The 16,049-nt window shown below is 63.6% G+C and carries 16 protein-coding genes and 1 tRNA gene; 11 read left to right on the forward strand and 6 right to left on the reverse strand.

Features of this window, described 5'->3' with window-relative positions:
- Positions 1–24: 24 nt before the first annotated feature.
- The 5 genes from A3A9_RS0113810 to A3A9_RS0113830 are packed head-to-tail and all read left to right on the forward strand — an operon-like array spanning position 25 to position 3,441.
- Positions 25–525: a phage tail protein gene (locus A3A9_RS0113810; RefSeq protein ID WP_027059308.1), complete on the forward strand. Its 501-nt coding sequence runs from the start codon at positions 25–27 to the stop codon at positions 523–525.
- Positions 526–537: 12 nt separating this feature from the next.
- Positions 538–1,041: a phage tail protein gene (locus A3A9_RS0113815; RefSeq protein ID WP_027059309.1), complete on the forward strand. Its 504-nt coding sequence runs from the start codon at positions 538–540 to the stop codon at positions 1,039–1,041.
- A gap of 10 nt (positions 1,042–1,051) precedes the next feature.
- Positions 1,052–1,573 (forward strand): phage tail protein, encoded by a 522-nt coding sequence (locus A3A9_RS0113820; protein ID WP_027059310.1) that lies wholly within the window; start codon positions 1,052–1,054, stop codon positions 1,571–1,573.
- Positions 1,574–1,596: 23 nt separating this feature from the next.
- Complete coding sequence (locus A3A9_RS41755; RefSeq protein ID WP_051370903.1) at positions 1,597–2,880, forward strand: hypothetical protein; 1,284 nt, start codon at positions 1,597–1,599, stop codon at positions 2,878–2,880.
- A gap of 51 nt (positions 2,881–2,931) precedes the next feature.
- Complete coding sequence (locus A3A9_RS0113830; protein WP_245279033.1) at positions 2,932–3,441, forward strand: GNAT family N-acetyltransferase; 510 nt, start codon at positions 2,932–2,934, stop codon at positions 3,439–3,441.
- 347 nt (positions 3,442–3,788) lie between these two features.
- Here A3A9_RS0113830 and A3A9_RS0113835 read toward each other — a convergent pair whose 3' ends face one another.
- Positions 3,789–4,061 carry a DUF6916 family protein gene (locus tag A3A9_RS0113835; protein ID WP_027059312.1) on the reverse strand — a complete coding sequence of 91 codons (273 nt, stop codon included), beginning with the start codon at positions 4,059–4,061 and terminating at the stop codon, positions 3,789–3,791.
- Between the two features lie 367 nt (positions 4,062–4,428).
- On the opposite strand from A3A9_RS0113835, the gene A3A9_RS0113840 reads away from it, so the two are divergent.
- Both A3A9_RS0113840 and A3A9_RS0113845 read left to right on the forward strand, forming a co-directional pair.
- Entirely contained in the window at positions 4,429–5,214 is a 786-nt protein-coding gene (locus A3A9_RS0113840; protein WP_027059313.1) for a SapC family protein, read from the forward strand.
- Between the two features lie 128 nt (positions 5,215–5,342).
- Complete coding sequence (locus A3A9_RS0113845; protein WP_027059314.1) at positions 5,343–6,074, forward strand: class I SAM-dependent methyltransferase; 732 nt, start codon at positions 5,343–5,345, stop codon at positions 6,072–6,074.
- A 103-nt stretch (positions 6,075–6,177) separates the two neighbouring features.
- Here A3A9_RS0113845 and A3A9_RS0113850 read toward each other — a convergent pair.
- Positions 6,178–6,252, reverse strand: a tRNA-Gly gene (locus A3A9_RS0113850).
- A gap of 212 nt (positions 6,253–6,464) precedes the next feature.
- Between A3A9_RS0113850 and A3A9_RS0113855 the strand changes: the two genes are divergently transcribed.
- The 4 genes from A3A9_RS0113855 to A3A9_RS0113870 all read left to right on the forward strand — a co-directional run bounded on the left by A3A9_RS0113855 (position 6,465) and on the right by A3A9_RS0113870 (position 9,116).
- Positions 6,465–6,962, forward strand: coding sequence for a prolyl-tRNA synthetase associated domain-containing protein (locus A3A9_RS0113855; RefSeq protein WP_027059315.1), 498 nt, complete (start codon positions 6,465–6,467; stop codon positions 6,960–6,962).
- An 86-nt stretch (positions 6,963–7,048) separates the two neighbouring features.
- On the forward strand, positions 7,049–8,053 hold the full coding sequence (gene trxA / locus A3A9_RS0113860; protein ID WP_027059316.1) for a thioredoxin: 1,005 nt from the start codon (positions 7,049–7,051) through the stop codon (positions 8,051–8,053).
- Positions 8,054–8,159: 106 nt separating this feature from the next.
- On the forward strand, positions 8,160–8,831 hold the full coding sequence (locus tag A3A9_RS0113865) for an LON peptidase substrate-binding domain-containing protein (RefSeq protein ID WP_027059317.1): 672 nt from the start codon (positions 8,160–8,162) through the stop codon (positions 8,829–8,831).
- A 42-nt stretch (positions 8,832–8,873) separates the two neighbouring features.
- Positions 8,874–9,116, forward strand: a complete 243-nt coding sequence (locus A3A9_RS0113870) for a Trm112 family protein (RefSeq protein WP_027059318.1) — start codon at positions 8,874–8,876, stop codon at positions 9,114–9,116.
- An 87-nt stretch (positions 9,117–9,203) separates the two neighbouring features.
- Here the strand turns inward: A3A9_RS0113870 and A3A9_RS0113875 are convergent, their stop codons facing one another.
- The 4 genes from A3A9_RS0113875 to A3A9_RS0113890 form a co-directional block, all read right to left on the reverse strand.
- A complete protein-coding gene (locus A3A9_RS0113875; protein ID WP_027059319.1) occupies positions 9,204–12,500 on the reverse strand; it encodes an error-prone DNA polymerase in 3,297 nt (1,098 codons plus the stop codon).
- A complete protein-coding gene (locus tag A3A9_RS0113880) occupies positions 12,497–13,972 on the reverse strand; it encodes a DUF6504 family protein (protein ID WP_033838555.1) in 1,476 nt (491 codons plus the stop codon). The genes A3A9_RS0113875 and A3A9_RS0113880 overlap by 4 nt, the downstream gene beginning before the upstream one ends.
- Complete coding sequence (locus tag A3A9_RS45725) at positions 13,914–14,936, reverse strand: ImuA family protein (protein ID WP_027059321.1); 1,023 nt, start codon at positions 14,934–14,936, stop codon at positions 13,914–13,916. The genes A3A9_RS0113880 and A3A9_RS45725 overlap by 59 nt, the downstream gene beginning before the upstream one ends.
- 379 nt (positions 14,937–15,315) lie before the next feature.
- Positions 15,316–15,948: a LysE family translocator gene (locus A3A9_RS0113890; protein WP_027059322.1), complete on the reverse strand. Its 633-nt coding sequence runs from the start codon at positions 15,946–15,948 to the stop codon at positions 15,316–15,318.
- Positions 15,949–16,049 lie beyond the last annotated feature (101 nt).

Below are 16,049 nucleotides of genomic sequence, written 5' to 3' on the forward strand. Positions count from 1 at the left end.
TACGCCAACAATGAGGAAACAACGATGGCGGAACCATTTCTTTCCGAAATCAGAATCATGTCTTTCGGTTTCCCACCGAAAGGTTGGGCACTGTGCGACGGTCAATTGTTACCGATAAATCAGAACCAGGGGTTGTTCTCTTTACTTGGAACGACTTTCGGCGGTGACGGTCGCGTGAACTTCGGACTGCCCGATTATCGTGGGCGCGCGCCCATCCATCCCGGCGGCGGTCATGTGCTTGGCGAGCGTGGCGGCGAGCAGGCGCATACGCTTTTGCTCGGGGAATTGCCGATGCATAGCCATATCGAGCAGGCCACGACGGCCAATGCCGACGCGCCGGTGCCCAACGGCAATCTGCTGGCAACGGTCGCCAACGTCTATACGGCGCCCGGGAACCCGACGACGGCGATGGACCCCGGTACGCTCGCCTCAGTCGGTGGCAACCAGGCGCATATCAACATGCAGCCATTTCTGACACTGAGCTTCTGCATCGCCCTGCAGGGCATTTTCCCATCGCAGACTTAAGGGAACGAGATCATGGCACAACCCTATGTCGGTGAAATCAGGATGTTTGCCGGCAATTTTGCGCCGGCCGGGTGGTTGATGTGCGAAGGGCAGCTGGTGCCCATCTCTGAAAATGAGACGCTGTTCAACCTGATTGGCACCACCTATGGCGGCGACGGTCAAAGTACCTTCGCGATGCCGGATCTGCGTGGCCGCCTTCCGATCCATCAGGGTAACAGTTTCATCCTTTCCCAGACCGGCGGCGCGGAAGAGGTCACACTGTCGACCCTGCAGATACCCTCACACACACACCCGTTCGTCGCCTCGTTGAACAACGCCGCGGCGAGTACGCCCACAGGCAATTTGACCGGGCAGGTCGGCGCGTCGCAAATCTATCGTGAATCGCCGGCGACTACGCCAATGTCTCCGCAGACTGCCGGACAATCCGGCGGCAACCAGCCGCATACCAACTTCCAACCGTATCTCTGCGTCAATTTCATCATTTCGCTGTTCGGCATCTTCCCGTCGCAGACTTAAGAGGACCGTCATGGCCGACCCGTTCGTCGCCGAAATCCGCATCTTCCCGTTCAATTTCGCACCCAAGGGTTGGGCGTGGTGCGATGGGCAATTGCTGCCGCTGTCGCAGAACACCGCGCTGTTCTCCCTGCTCGGCACGACTTATGGCGGCAACGGCAAGTCCAACTTTGCCTTGCCCGATTTGCAGGGCCGCGCGCCGATGCACCCGGGGCAAGGACCGGGCCTTTCGCTGCACGATCTCGGCGAGACGGGTGGTTCGGACACGGTGCAGCTGCTGATATCGGAGATGCCACAGCACGGGCATACGCTGATGGCGAACATCAATCCCGCCAATCTGGCGGCGCCAAGCCCGGCACGATCCTTCGCGCGTACCAATCCCGGGCAGTCTTACTCGGCAACGGCCACTTTGACGCCGCTCAGCAATCTGGCAGTACGGCCGGTCGGCAGCGACCAGCCGCACAACAATCTGCAGCCCTATCTCACCTGCTATTTCTGCATCGCGCTGCAAGGCGTTTATCCGCCGAGAACCTGACACCGAGGCACGGGACCAATCAAATGGCCAAGACAGCAGCTCCAAAGTCGAAATCGGCCAGTGGCAAGAAGGCCGCAGCCGCGGCGTCTCCCGCGCCTTCCTTCCAGCAGATGCCGGCCGGCACACCGTTCTTCGAACTGTCGCGGCTGATGGTGGTGGGCATCGATTCCGCCGCCGGGCGGCTGATCCAGAAGGCTCAGGTCGCGCCGAACGGGTCGTGGCCCGCGGCCTGGTCGGCCATCGCGCCCGGCGCCTGGATCATCATGACGGCGGGTCTGACCAAGGACGGCCGCGTCGCCGTGGTCGGGCAGCCCTCGGGCACCACCAATCTGTCCTTCATCGCCGAAGACCCCAACCAGATCGGCCCGATCGACAAGTGGACCGCGCCGGTCGGCATCGGCGCCCCGCCCGGCGTCGCCAGCTACCAGAAGCTGTCGTTGGCCAACGACGCCGATGGCCGCATCGAGGTCTTCCTCACCGACAATCAGGGCCGCATCTGGTGGATCTACCAGAACCCCGATCGGGTGATCCAGGTGCAGAAAACCATCACGCCGCCCGGCACGACGACGCCGATCGTTGTCACCGTCGACGAACTCGCGCCGCCCCTCACGCCATGGAGCGACTGGCAGCAGCTGACGGGTCAGCTGGTGGCCATCACCGCCATACGCCAGGCCGATGGCCGCATCGCGCTGTTCGGCATCAATTCGGGCCTGCATCTCTATCGCTGCCAGCAGGCCAAGCCGCAGGCGCTGAAGGTGGCCGACTGGACGGGATGGGCGCAGATCGACACCACGCAAACCGGTGTGTTCACCGAAATGGCGCCGGTGGTCGGCCCGCTCGGCGTCACCAATCTGTTCGGCCTGACTCAGAACGGCCAGGTGCTGCACACCCGCCAGCAGCCCGCCGGTACGGATACATGGACGCAATGGGCGACGACGGGTTACTCCCGGGTGCCCAAATACACGCTTGCCGCCGGCATCCAAGGCGATGGCGACATCGTTCTGGTCTCCTCCGACCAGCAGCGCGTCCACGAATTCAACGCGCAGTGGGATGCCAGCACCCAGAACTGGTCGGGCTGGCGCGATTTCGGCGTATCCCTCTACTCGACGCGGCTGACGCTCAACTACAATGCTGACGGCCGGCTCGCGCTGTTCAGCATGATGATCATGCCGGACAACACGTTTGGGCTCTGGACGATCAACCAGATGGGTATCGACAGCTCCGAATGGGAGTATGCCTGGACGTCGCTGACCGACGGCAACCTCAAGCAGATTGTCGTGGTGCGCGACCTGACGCCGCCGGTCTGAGCGTTGACCGCAGGCAGCGTGGCAGAAGCAGGTTTGGAACATCGCCCTCCAGTGTGGGCCCGGTCGAACAAGGTCGGGCTAGCTTTCCGTCCGTCGACTGAGGCCGACCTGCCGTTCCTGTCGCGGCTCTACGCCTCGACGCGCATGGAAGAACTCGCCGTGACGGACTGGAGCGCGGCGCAGAAAGCCGCCTTCCTCGACATGCAGTTCCAGGCGCAGCACGCGCATTACCACAAGCACTATCCCGAGGCCGACTGGCTGGTGGTGGAGCATGCCGGACAGGACATCGGCCGCCTCTACATCGAGCGCTGGCCAAGCCAGCACCGCATCATCGACATCGCTTTCCTGCCCACCCATCGCCGCAAGGGCTACGGCACGGCGCTGTTGCGCGACCTCATCGATGACGCATGGTTAGCCGGCAAATCAGCATCGATCCACGTCGAGAAGAACAATCCGGCCAGGGGGCTCTATGTCAGACTCGGCTTCACGGTGGTCGAGGACAAGGGTGTTTACGACCTGATGGCGTGTGCGCCGGCGTTGGGGGGTGCGGCCGGGTCGTGACGGGTTGCGGCAGGTAACATCGTTCGTTTTAGCGGGCTGCCGCAAACTCTGGAGATTGGCCAAGGCCTCCACGCTTCGTCATCCTATGGCGGAGCAAGGAGCGGAGCGACGCGGCGCAGACCTCTGGAGCTGCTCCGCAGCCCAAGGGATCCATGCCGCGACATCAATCGAGAATGCGGCGGTCCAGAATGGCTGCCGATCAGCGGCACGGATGTAGAGAGCAAAACCTGCACCGTTGCGTCGCTCTGACGTCACGGCATGGATCCCGGGGTCTGCGCCGCGTCGCTCCGCTCCTTGCTCCGCCCCAGGATGACGAAGCGGAGAAGGCTTCGGCCAATGTCGAGCGCCTAATTGAACACCGCCTCATAAAGCCGGCCGGCCGCATCGGCGGCAACCGGCACGATGAAGATGTCATGGGTCCCGCCATTGCCGGTGAAGCGATAGGTCGCCTGCGGCAATGCGATGTCGCGCGGCCCCCTGAACATCAGCGAAAACCCGCCATCCGGGCGAGGGCTCGAAGCGATGCGGTTGACCGCGCTCAATTCGAGGGCGATCTGCCCGCCACCGGTTTCGATGGTGAACGCCTGCCCGATGGCCTGTTCGAAATCCGCCGCCGTCATGCCATCAGCCTCAACCTGCTTTCCGGGGCGGTTCAGTGTCCGACAGGACCCGCTCCAACCTCTAGTGCCCAAGGGAAAACCGCCGCGCACTTTTCCCGGAATTGCTTTGCTGGCGGCACTGTCGCCGCTTCACTGCGGCCTGTCCATAGGCCCCGCCGCCAGGCCAAGCTTGCGCGAGACAATTGCCGGCAAAAACGCAAAATACAGCGACGGTTGTACTTTTATGCGTGGCTTGGACACTGTAGTACTTTGTTCGGGCGCGGGAGTCTTGGCCAGCCAAGATCAGTGCAACAAGAGCAGATTCCAGTCTTCGGGGTCTGATGCCGAAGGGCCGGCCTGATCGGCTGGCGGGAGAAAGGGACGGACCATGGCTGATAACAAGGCAAAAACGGAAGCGCCTGCAGGCGCCGCAATGCCACTGTTCTACTCCAAACCCGAGGCGCTCAATCCGACGCGGCACGGCTCGCTCGGCCTGACCGCGCGCAGCGATTTTTCCTTCGCGCGCGCAGCGCATGCCATTCCGGTTGTGGCATCGGAAATGCCGGCGGCAATGCGCTCCTATCCGATCGTCTTCATCGGCGACGGCAAGGCGCCTGTCATCATCACCGGCGTGCGCCAGAACGAGAACCTGTTCGTCGATGCCGACGGCCGGTGGACCGCGCCGCATTACGTTCCTGCCTATGTCCGCCGCTATCCCTTCATCCTGGCCGAGGATCCGACCACGGCAGGCCGGCTGACGCTGTGCGTCGACCGGGCAAGCGAGCGCGTCGTCGACCAGACCGTGGCGCCGTCGCGTGACGACAAGGTCGCGCCGTTCTTCATCGGCAACGAGCCGACCGAGGCGACAAAGCAGGCGCTTGCCTTCTGCAACCAGTTCCAGATCGACTTCAGGGCTACCCGCGAGATGGTCGAGAAGATCGACGCGCATGGCCTGTTCGCGCCGCGCCAGAGCAAGGTGACGCTGGAAGGCGGCGAAGTGCTCAACCTCACCGATTTCCAGGTGATCGACGAGCCTGCCTTCAACAAACTGAGCGACGCGGCCTTCCTCGACCTCAGGAAATCCGGCGCGCTCGGCCTGCTCTACTGCCACCTCGCCTCGACCAATAGCTGGACGTCGCTGGTCCACCAGGCGTCGCTGCGCAAGGCGGGGTAAGGGCGGCCGGCGGTGTGATGGCGATCGGGAAGGGGTGATTCACAGGGCTTAAGCGACCAGGGAAAGGCTCTTCGCCAGACAATGGGGCGTGTTATTCATGCGAGGCTCCCAGGAATCGCGATCCGCAAATGCCTTCACTCAAGCAACTTATCAAGAAGCCGGTTCATGCACTCAGTTCGCGGTTCGCGACCAGCAGGCTGGAGCGGGTGGTTCGTGAAATTGAAAATGCGAAAATGGAAGAGCTTTCGCATAGCACGTTTCTCGAAGCGAAAATCCGCCAGATCGGCCTGCGCCACGACCGGCGTGCCCTGTATGGAGATGATGTCGATGACATGAATTTCCATGCGCCCGGTTTGTGGCAGATTCCGAGGCAACTGGCGCAGGCCATGGCGCTGTTGGCCGGCCAACGGATCGTCAGCTTTCTTGAAGTGGGAACCTGCGACGGTTTCACGTTTTCATTCATGGCGGCATGTCTGTCGAGGCTCAACCCGGGCCTGAAAGCGACGACCATCGATATTGCTTCCCGCCTCCCGACTTGCGCGCGAATCGTCTTCAAGACACCAGTCGAGTTCCTTGCCGGCAAGACGTCGGACGCATTCGCCGGCCACGTCTTCGATCTCGTTCTTATCGATGGAGATCACTCCTACGAATGGATCACCCGTGACTACCGAAATGTCGGTCGGCAGGCGCGCCTCTGTATGTTCCACGATATCAACGATCGATTTTGTGGGGACGATACGGTCCCCAAATTCTGGCGGGAGCTAAAGACCGAGGAATCGGGGCGCGCCGATTTCCATGAATTTTTGTATCACTCCAATGCCGACAGAGTGATGGGGATTGGCATTCGGATCAAACGCTGAGCAATCGCGTCAGGGCTGGGCGACGAGGCAGCGCTATGACCTCGAAAGCAAAACGGCCGCCCAAGGCGACCGTTTTTGATGCTTGATTCCCCTGGAAGGAAATTGGAGCGGGTGAAGCGATTCGAACGCTCGACCCCAACCTTGGCAAGGTTGTGCTCTACCCCTGAGCTACACCCGCTCACACGGCGTCTTGGCCGCAAGCCGGGCCTATATGGCTGAAGAGCGCGGCGATTGCAACAGGGAAATGTCAGGCTTTTCGCAACGTCCCGGGCGATGCCGGCAAACCGCCCGCCACGAGCGGATTTCGCCACCCCATTGCGCGATGGTCTTGTGTCGGCCACCGCATTGGCCGTAAACGGCAAGGCGGAAAAACGACGAAGAAGACAATCGATGCCGAAGACCGAAGCTGACCTTTTTGCCTTTCTTGCCGAACTCGGCATTGCCGTTTCGACGATACGCCACCCGCCGCTCTATACGGTGGCCGATTCGCAGGCGCTGCGCGGTGAGATTGCCGGCGGGCACACCAAGAACCTGTTCCTGAAGGACAAGAAGGACAATTTCTTCCTGGTCACCGTCGGCGAGGACGCCGTCGTCGACCTCAAGCAGATCCATCAGCTGATCGGCGCCGCCAGCCGCGTTTCCTTCGGCAAACCGGAGATGCTGCTGGAGCTGCTTGGCGTCACGCCTGGCGCGGTCACGGTGTTTGGCGTCATCAACGATACGGCAAATCGGGTCAAGCTGGTGCTCGACAAGGATTTGATGGAACATGCCGTCATCAATGGGCATCCGCTCACCAATGAAGCGACGACATCGATCGCCAGGGATGACCTTATCAAATTCGTCGAGGCAACCGGGCATGATGCTGCTATCTTGAAAGTCTCGGCATGATCGCCACATGCATGGCGAAAGCCGACTTCCATTGAGAGACATTGCGCCAACCCGCTGGCCGGCGGCGCGACTGAAAGGGTGACGAGATGAGCGACAACAAGCCGTTTGGCGGGTCATTCGGCAGCAGTGGCGGCCAGTATGCCACCACGGTGCAGTATGGCGGAACCGCACCCGCGCCGGCAAAGGTGGCGCTTGGCGATGCGCCGGCCGCTCCCACCGGCGATGTCATCAAGGACACGACGACGGCCGCTTTCGCCGCCGACGTCATCCAGGAATCGCGCCGCCAGCCGGTGCTGGTGGATTTCTGGGCGCCGTGGTGCGGGCCTTGCAAACAGTTGACGCCGCAGCTGGAGAAGGCGGTCAAGGCCGCCGGCGGCAAGGTCAAGCTGGTCAAGATGAACATCGACGACCATCCCTCGATCGCCGGCCAGCTCGGCATCCAGTCCATTCCCGCGGTCATCGCCTTCAAGGACGGCCAGCCGGTCGATGGCTTCATGGGGGCAATCCCTGAAAGCCAGATCAACGAATTCATCACCAAGGTCGGCGGCAAGGGCAATGGCGCTCCGCCCGTGGCCGATGCGCTGGCGGCAGCGGCTGAAGCGCGCGAGGCCGGCGACATGCAGACCGCAGCCGACATTTTTGACGCCATCCTGGCGCAGGCGCCGGAGACGATCGAGGCGATCGCCGGACTGGGCGATCTGCTGTTCGAGGCCGGCGACACCGAAGGCGCCGAGGCGCTGCTGGCAACGGCGCCGGAAGCCAAGAAGGATGCGCCTTTGCTTGCCGCGCTGCGTGCCAAGATGGCGCTTGCCGCGCAAGCCGCCGCGCTTGGCAATCCGGCCGAGTTCGAGCGCCGCCTGGCCGAGAACCCCAAGGACCATCAGGCGCGTTTTGATCTGGCCATGATCCAGAACGCCGGTGGCGACCGCACGGCGGCGGCCGACAATCTGCTGGCCATCATCAAGGCCGACCGGGCCTGGAACGAGGATGGCGCCAGGACGCAATTGCTGCAGCTGTTCGAGGCCTGGGGCATGACCGACGAGGCGACGCTGGCCGCGCGGCGCAAATTGTCGGCGCTGCTGTTTTCCTGAGCCGGCGGCTGTTTCGTCGCACGGGCTTGTGATGTCAGGCCAAAGCGCCAGATAGACAGGCTGGATCGAGGACACGCTTCTTGATGGAAGCGATGGGAGGAATGAGGTGCAAGCGGGAAACGCGCATTACCGGGTCGCCAAGGATCTGCCGTCGACGATCCCGATCTTTCCGCTCGAAGGCGCGCTTCTGCTGCCGGGCGGGCGCATGCCGCTCAACATCTTCGAGCCGCGCTACCTGCAGATGGTGGACGAGGCGATTTCCGGCTCGCGGCTGATCGGTGTCATCCAGCCCAGTCTCGACGACGCGTTGCGCGAGGATGGCGAGCCGCAGCTCTGCAATGTCGGCTGCGCCGGGCGCATCATCGCCTTTTCCGAGACCGGCGACGGCCGCTACCTGATTTCGCTGCAAGGTGTGTACCGCTTCCGCATCGCCAGTGAACTGACGGTCAAGACGCCGTTCCGGCAGGCGAAGCCCGCACCCTTCCTCGCCGATCTCGATGACGATCCGGCAGCGAACGAGATCGACCGGCCAGCGCTGCTCAAGGCATTTCGCGCCTATCTGCAGGCCAATGATCTCGAAGCCGACTGGGAAAGCGTCAGCCGCGCCGAAAATGCCATGCTGGTCAACGCATTGTCGATGATGGCGCCCTACGGGCCGGCCGAGAAACAGGCGCTGCTCGAAGCCGCGGATCTGAAGACGCGGGCCGAAACGCTGATCGCCATCACCGAGATGGCGCTGGCGCGCGAAAACGAGGATTTCGGCTCGAGTCTACAGTAATACTCGAACACATGTTGCGATAGTTGGTCAGGAGACAACACCGTGGCGGCGGACGGACGGGACGGAAAGAAGATCAAGGTCGATCCCAAGCTGCTGGAACTCCTGGCCTGCCCGCTGACCAAGGGGCCGCTGGCCTGGGATCCGGAGCGGGGCGAGCTGATCTCGCGGATCGCCAAGCTCGCCTATCCGGTGCGCGACGGCATCCCGATCATGCTGCCTTCGGAAGCGCGGACGTTGTCGGCGGAGGATGTGCTGGCGCCGCCGAGGCTGAGTGGGCCGGGTTGAGCGGCAGAGCATCCCCCCTTAGAGAGGCTGGCGGGCCAGCGTTCTGTTCGTAATCGCTCCGCCTGCGACAACGGAGCAGGCTAATGCCTACTGAAAATTACGCCCCTTGGGCATGACACTCTCCGCCTCTTCCGACAGTGTTGCGAGGTCTTTGACCGGTGTGTCTCGTAACACCGGTTGACTGGCTCCGCTCACCTTCTCCAGAAGCACGGTCAGCCACGGCGTCAGATCCTCGATCTTATCGGCGACGATATGGACCACACCGGATTCCGCCTGCAATTTGCCGGTGACCTTCACGAACCGCGCGCCCATGACGATGGGGCGGAAGCGGGTAAAAGTTCGCTCCCAGAAAATGACATTGGCGACGGCCTTATCGTCTTCCAGCGTCAGGAAGATGGCGTTGCCCTTGCCGGGGCGCTGCCGCACCAGCACGAGACCGGCGACGGAAACCCGCCTGCCGTCGCGTACCGAAGGCAGGTTGGCATTGGGCGTGACGCCGGCGCGGTCGAGCCGCTCGCGCAAGAAAGCGACCGGATGCGCCTTCAGCGACAGGCCGAGCGAGCGGTAGTCGTGGATGACATGCTCGCCGAGCGGCATTTTCGGCAACTTCGTCTGCGGCTCCAGCTCGCGCAGGCGCAGCGCCGGCTGGTCGAACAGCGGCAGTTTTTCGGCCGCACTCTTGGCGCCCAGCGCGCGCACGTCCCACAGTGCGGCACGGCGGTCGAGGCCGATCGAACGAAAGGCATCGGCCTGCGCCAGCCTCTCGATCTCGTCGACATCGAGGCCGGAGCGCAGCCAGACATCCCGGACGGTTTCGTATCCTGAACCGCGCCGCCTCACGAACTCCTCCATGCGTTCCTTGGAAAGACCCTTGATCTGCCGGAAGCCGAGCCGCATCGCATGGGACGTCTCGATGACGCCGCGCATCTCGGCATGGCGCGGCAGGATGCGAGCCGGGTCGAAGGGCGCCTTTTCCAGGGTGCAGTCCCAGACCGAGAAATTCACGTCGACCTCGCGAATGTCGACGCCATGGTCGCGCGCGTCGCGCACCAGCTGGGCCGGCTGATAGAATCCCATCGGTTGCGAATTCAGGATCGCGGCGCAGAACACGTCGGGATAGAAGGTCTTGAACCAGCAGGAGGCATAGACGAGCAAGGCGAAGGAAGCGGCATGGCTTTCGGGAAAGCCATATTCGCCAAAACCCTCGATCTGCTTGAAGCAGCGAACGGCGAAGTCCTCGGTGTATCCCTTGCCAACCATGCCCTTGATCATACGGTCGCGGTAATTGCCGATAGTCCCGGTGCGCTTGAAGGTGGCCATCGCACGACGCAATTCGTCGGCCTCGCCCGGTTTGAAGCCGCCGGCGACGATGGCGATCTTCATCGCCTGTTCCTGGAACAGCGGCACGCCGAGCGTTTTGCCGAGGATCTCTTTCAATTCCGACTTTTGATATTCGGGCTTCTCCTTGCCTTGCCGGCGGCGCAGATAGGGATGGACCATATCGCCTTGGATCGGGCCCGGCCGAACGATCGCCACCTCGATGACAAGGTCATAGAAATCGCGTGGCTGGAGCCGCGGCAGCATCGACATCTGCGCGCGAGACTCGATCTGGAAGACGCCGAGCGTATCGGCGCGGCAGATCATGTCATAGACGCGTTGGTCCTCTGCCGGGAGAGTGGCCAGCACATAGGGTTGCCCATATGGGTCCCGTGCCTTTGGATAGTGGTCGGTAAGCAAGGTGAAGGCGCGCTGGAGGCAGGTCAGCATGCCGAGCGCCAGGATGTCCACCTTGAGGATCTTCACCGAGTCGAGATCGTCCTTGTCCCATTCGACCATCTTGCGCTCGTCCATCGCCGTCTTGACGATGGGCACGATCTCGTCGAGCCGGTCCCGGGTGATGACGAAGCCGCCGACATGTTGCGACAAATGACGGGGGAAGCCCATGATCTCGTTGGCCCGTTCCATCACATGCCGCGATGTCGGGTCGCTGCGGTCGAGGCCGCCGGCGCGGGCTTCCTTCTCGCCGAGTTCGGAGGTCGACCAGCCCCAGATCGAGCCGGACAGGGACGCCCGGACATCCTCGGACAGGCCCATTGCCTTCGACACTTCGCGCAACGCTGAGCGGCCGCGATAGCTGATGACGGCGGCGGCGAGCGCGGTGCGTTTGGAACTGTACTTCGTATAGATGTACTGCATGACCTCTTCGCGTCGCTCGTGCTCGAAGTCGACGTCGATATCCGGGGGTTCGTTCCTCTCCTCGGAAATGAAGCGCTCGAACAGCGTGTCGATCTTGTCCGGCCCGACCTCCGTGATGCCGATGCAGAAGCAGATGATCGAATTGGCGGCGGAACCGCGTCCCTGGCAGAGAATGTTCTGGCTACGGGCGAATTTGATGATGTCGTAGACGGTCAGGAAGTAGCGCGCGTAGTTGAGACGCTCGATCAGAGCGAGCTCTTCCTCGATGCGTTTAATGACGCTGGCTGGGACACCGCCCGGGAACCGCCGGGTCGCCCCTTCCCGCGCCAGCCTTTCCAGCTCGGCCTGCGGGCCGAGTCCGGATTCCGTCGGCTCGTCGGGGTAATTGTACTGGAGGTCGCTGAGTGAGAAGGTCAGCTCTTCCGCAAAGCGCAAACTCTCGGCCAGCGCCTGCGGATGCCTGCGGAACAGGCGGGCCATTTCCAGCGGTGGCTTCAAATGGCGTTCGGCATTGGCGGTGAGTTCCAGCCCAGCCTCGGCGACGGGTGTGTTGAGGCGGATCGCGGTCAGCACATCCTGCAACGGGCGCCGTTCAGCCGTGTGGTAGAGAACGTCGTTGGTCGCCATCAGCGGTATGCCAGTCGTCTGGGCAAAAGCCGCTGCCTGCTCGATGCGGAAACGATCATTGCCCGCATAGTCGGGCGAGACGCCAAGCCGCAGAGCCCTGCCGAAGCGGTCCTCGAGCTGGCGAATGAGGGCGAGGCTGTCTTGCGCGTCCGCCGTCAGATCGGGCAGGACGGCGAGTGACATCAGGTCCCCCCATTCGAGCAGGTCGCTGCGCTGGAGAAGGGTGGCGCCCTTTTCGTTCTCGTCGCGCAGATTGGCTTGCGTCAGCATGCGGCACAGATGCCCCCAGCCCTTGCGGTCCCTGGGATAGGCGAGAATATCCGGCGTGCCATCGCCGAAAACCAGCCGGCAGCCGGGGTGATAGGAGAGCTTTTCGACCTTGGCCTGCTGCCAGGCGCGCACCACGCCGGCCACCGTGTTGCGGTCGGCAAGCCCGATCGCGGAGAAACCCAGTAGCTTGGCGGCGACCACCAGTTCCTCCGGCTTGGAGGCGCCGCGCAGGAAGGAGAAATTGGACTGGATGCCGAACTCGGCATAGGGGATGACGGTCAGCGCGTTCATGCGAAGATCCCATGCATGAACCAGCGCGGCGGCACTTGCGGGTTGCCGTAAAGGCCTTGCCGGTAGAGCCAGTAGCGGCGGCCATCGCCATCCTCGATGCGGAAATAGTCGCGGGTCGATGTGACCGGATCGCTTGACGCTTCACGCCACCATTCGGCGGCGAGCCGTTCCGGCCCTTCGGCGCGGGTGACGCGGTAGAGCGCACGCCGCCAGCGAAAATGCAGCGGCGGTCCCTCCGGCATTTCGGTGGCCGGCACGTCGATAGGCTCGGGCGCGCGAAACAGCCGGATCGGCCGCTCCGGCGGGAAGATGGTTGTGGGCGCCTGCACCTTGACTGGCTTTTTCGGCGGCGTGGTCCGGCGCGGCGCTTCGGTGAACGGGATGGTTGCGACGGCGCGTTCCGGCAGATGGCTCTCAACGAGGACCGGCTGCAGCACCGCGCCCTCGCCGAGCCGGGCGCGGATGCGGTCGGCGAACAGGGCGATGTCGGCGCCGTCGTCGGTCACCTCGCCGGTCAGATCGGCCTGCGCCATGTCGAAAGCGGCGGCGGCCAGCACCGAGAGCCGCACCAGATCGAAGCCATAGCCGGCGTCAATATCCTGCTCGAGTGCGGCCAGCCTTTCATGGAACAGTTTCTGGATCAGCCGGGGGTCGCGCATCGGCCGCGAGGTGCCGAGCGCAATGCGGCTGACGGCGCCGTCGACGCGGAAGAGCAGCAGCGCCAGCGTCCGGGCGCCCTCGCCACGGCGCTCGAGGTCGGTCTTCAAGGTCGCGGCCAGCATGCCGACCAGCCGCTCGATCTCCTCGGTCAAGGTGATTGGCTCCGCGAGATGGCGCTCGACCGAAAGCGGCGCGACGGGAAGCCGCGGCGAGACCGCCTCGTCAAGGCGGCCAAGCGCCTGGTCGAGACGCAACAGCAAGGTGGCGCCGAAGCGGCGGGCGAGCGGCGCGCGTGGTGCCGCCATGACGGCGCCCGCCGTGCGCAGGCCGACACTTTCCAGGCTGGCGCGGGTCGCCGGGTCGATACGCAGTGCGGCCAAGGGCAAGGGGGCGAGCAGGGCTTCCTCCTCGCCTGACACAACGATGCGGTCGCCGCAAAAGTGGGCCGCCGCCCAGGCAGCACCCGGTGTCGGGGCAAGGCCGGCGCGGACATCGAAGCCCTGATGGAAGAAGCGCGACAGGATGTCGTCCAGCATGGCGCGTTCGCCGCCAAACAGATGGGTACAACCGGTGACGTCGAGAAACAGGCCGTCTGTCGCGTTAATCGCCACCAGCGGGGTGTAGCGGTCGCACCAGTCGGCAAGACCTTCGAGCAGGCGGCGGTCGGCCTCCGGATCGGCCTCGACGATGTCGATCGACGGATGCATGGCGCGCGCATCGGCGATGCCCATGTCGCGCTTCAGGTGCAGCGCCTCAGCCCGCTCGTCGAGGGCCGAGATGCGCTGTGCGTTCCCTTGGCGGTGGCTGATTATCAGCGGTGGATGATCCGACGGCCGGGAACGCCAGGACCGCCCCAGACGCTGCCGCAGGATCCTTTCGGCCGCCAGGTAGGGAAACCACAGCGACAGGATTCTTTGCCCGTTCCCGTTTTTCCTCGCCTCTTCTCTCGTCGAATGCGCGTTCATCGGGGTTCCACTCCAGTGTGAATTGTCCAGGCAGGGCCGTGCGGCTCTTGCCGATGGTGATGGTGAAGGCGGGGCGGCCGATCGAACCGGCGAGCGGCCCGGCGATGGTGTCGCGTGGCGTTGCCGGCGCCGACGAGACGATGAGGCGGACGGGTGCTGCCGTCGGCTCGGGCTCGGCCGCCTGCCGCAGCAGGAACACCGGGCGGCCGGCGCTTGCCGCCCTTGCATGCAGCCGGCGCGTCGCGGTCAGGTCCAGCCGCTGCGGATTGCCGCGGATTTCCAGGATGACGGCGGCGAGCGCTGTCATCCGGGCCGCCTCCTCGGCGATCCACAGTGCATCGACGAGCTTTGGCGCCTCGGAAAACAGCAATTGCTCCGGCTTGATGCCGAACGAGGCATGCAACCCCCTGGCATAGGGAAAGCCGGCCTCGCGGAAGATTTCCGACGTGCCGATCCATAGGATGGGCAGTCCTTGCGCCTGCTTGAGGATCAGGCTGGTGAGTGACAGCGCAAAGCCGGCCACGGCTCCGGCATCGCGGGTTTCCAGACCATGGATTTCGCTGAGCGCGGCTTTCGGCAGGCCGCCGCTCAAAGCGGCATCGAGGCGCTCGATGCCGATGGGCAGGAAGGCATCCGGCAAGGCGGCGGCAAGACCGCGCCGGACGATGGTAAGATCGACATAGGCGCTGGCGTCAGCATCAAGAGGCGCGCCAGCCGGCGCCTGCAGGCGCTCGGGCAGCGTTCCCTCGATTTTCGCGATCTGGCGGCGCAGGGAAAAAACAGTCTCCCGCGCCACGGCTGATATCGCCATGTCGGTCAGTGTCCACTCACAATTGTTCCTGTTATGTTCCTATAGATTCCAGAGTGGACCAGGAGAGTCAAGCAGAGTCACAAGGAATTTATTCCTCAGAGGGTCGGTCGCGAGCCCAGCATATGGGTAGGCCGCAGCATCTCGTGATTTCGTCATCCTAGGGCGAAGCAGCCGCGCAGCGGCGTCGCGAGACCCTGGGATCCATTCCGTTACTTCGACCGAACGGTGCAGCGGAGCAGAATTCTGCACCGTAGCGGCGCTCTCAGGTCACGGCATGGATTCTGGGATCTGCGCTGCGTCGCTACGCTCCTTGCTCCGCCCCAAAATGACGAAGTGACGGGGTTTCTTCGCCAATCACCAAGGCTTCTCCGCCGGGAAATCAGCGCTGACCGCCAAACGCCAATCGTGCGGCAAGCCCGGCAAAGACGGTTCCGAGCAGAATCTGCGGTGCGCGCCGGAACCGTGTGCGCTTCGACAACGCCGCTCCGATCCGGCTTGCGGTCAGGATGACCAGGCCGTTGACCACCAGCCCGATCAGGTTGAGGACGGTAGCCAGCAGCAGGATCTGGCCTGCGACGGAACCGGTCTCGGGGTGTGCGAATTGCGGGAACAGCGCCAGCACGAACAGCGCCATTTTCGGGTTGAGCAGATTGGTCAGCAGGCCTTGCCGGAAAATCCGGCCGCGCGAATAGCGCGGTAGGCCGGCGATAGGGGCAAATGCCGTTCCGTCGGAACGGAACGCCTTCCAGGCGAGCCAGGCGAGGTAGGCCGCGCCGGCATAGCGCACGATGTCGTAGGCGATGGGTGCTGCCAGGAACAGTTGCGACAGGCCGAAGGCGGCGGCCAGCGCGTGGCAATAGGTGCCGGCGGCGATGCCGGCATAGGTCGCCAGACCCGAGGAGCGCCCCTGGCTGGCGCTGCGCGAAGCGATCAGCAGCATGTCCGGCCCCGGTGCCGCGGTCAGCGCGAGGCAGGCAATGGCGAAAAGTCCGATGGTGGAAAGGTCCGGCATGAGAACTCCTGAGAGATGGCCGGAACCGACCCCTACGCGATTCCCCGGCAGTGGCAAAGCCGTTGAGCCAGGAATCGACGCTTCATTTGCCTCGCCCGGTG

The sequence above is a fragment of the Mesorhizobium loti CJ3sym genome (genome assembly GCF_000472785.1).
GTDB lineage: Bacteria > Pseudomonadota > Alphaproteobacteria > Rhizobiales > Rhizobiaceae > Mesorhizobium > Mesorhizobium loti_E.

Coding starts and splice junctions, on each gene's coding strand:
- A3A9_RS0113855 (WP_027059315.1), top strand. CDS start 6,465: ATGCCGAAGACCGAAGCTGACCTTTTTGCCTTTCTTGCCGAACTCGGC.
- A3A9_RS0113810 (WP_027059308.1), top strand. CDS start 25: ATGGCGGAACCATTTCTTTCCGAAATCAGAATCATGTCTTTCGGTTTC.
- A3A9_RS0113820 (WP_027059310.1), top strand. CDS start 1,052: ATGGCCGACCCGTTCGTCGCCGAAATCCGCATCTTCCCGTTCAATTTC.
- A3A9_RS0113890 (WP_027059322.1), bottom strand. CDS start 15,948: ATGCCGGACCTTTCCACCATCGGACTTTTCGCCATTGCCTGCCTCGCG.
- trxA (WP_027059316.1), top strand. CDS start 7,049: ATGAGCGACAACAAGCCGTTTGGCGGGTCATTCGGCAGCAGTGGCGGC.
- A3A9_RS0113845 (WP_027059314.1), top strand. CDS start 5,343: ATGCCTTCACTCAAGCAACTTATCAAGAAGCCGGTTCATGCACTCAGT.
- A3A9_RS0113835 (WP_027059312.1), bottom strand. CDS start 4,061: ATGACGGCGGCGGATTTCGAACAGGCCATCGGGCAGGCGTTCACCATC.
- A3A9_RS0113840 (WP_027059313.1), top strand. CDS start 4,429: ATGGCTGATAACAAGGCAAAAACGGAAGCGCCTGCAGGCGCCGCAATG.
- A3A9_RS45725 (WP_027059321.1), bottom strand. CDS start 14,936: ATGGCGATATCAGCCGTGGCGCGGGAGACTGTTTTTTCCCTGCGCCGC.
- A3A9_RS0113815 (WP_027059309.1), top strand. CDS start 538: ATGGCACAACCCTATGTCGGTGAAATCAGGATGTTTGCCGGCAATTTT.
- A3A9_RS0113875 (WP_027059319.1), bottom strand. CDS start 12,500: ATGAACGCGCTGACCGTCATCCCCTATGCCGAGTTCGGCATCCAGTCC.
- A3A9_RS41755 (WP_051370903.1), top strand. CDS start 1,597: ATGGCCAAGACAGCAGCTCCAAAGTCGAAATCGGCCAGTGGCAAGAAG.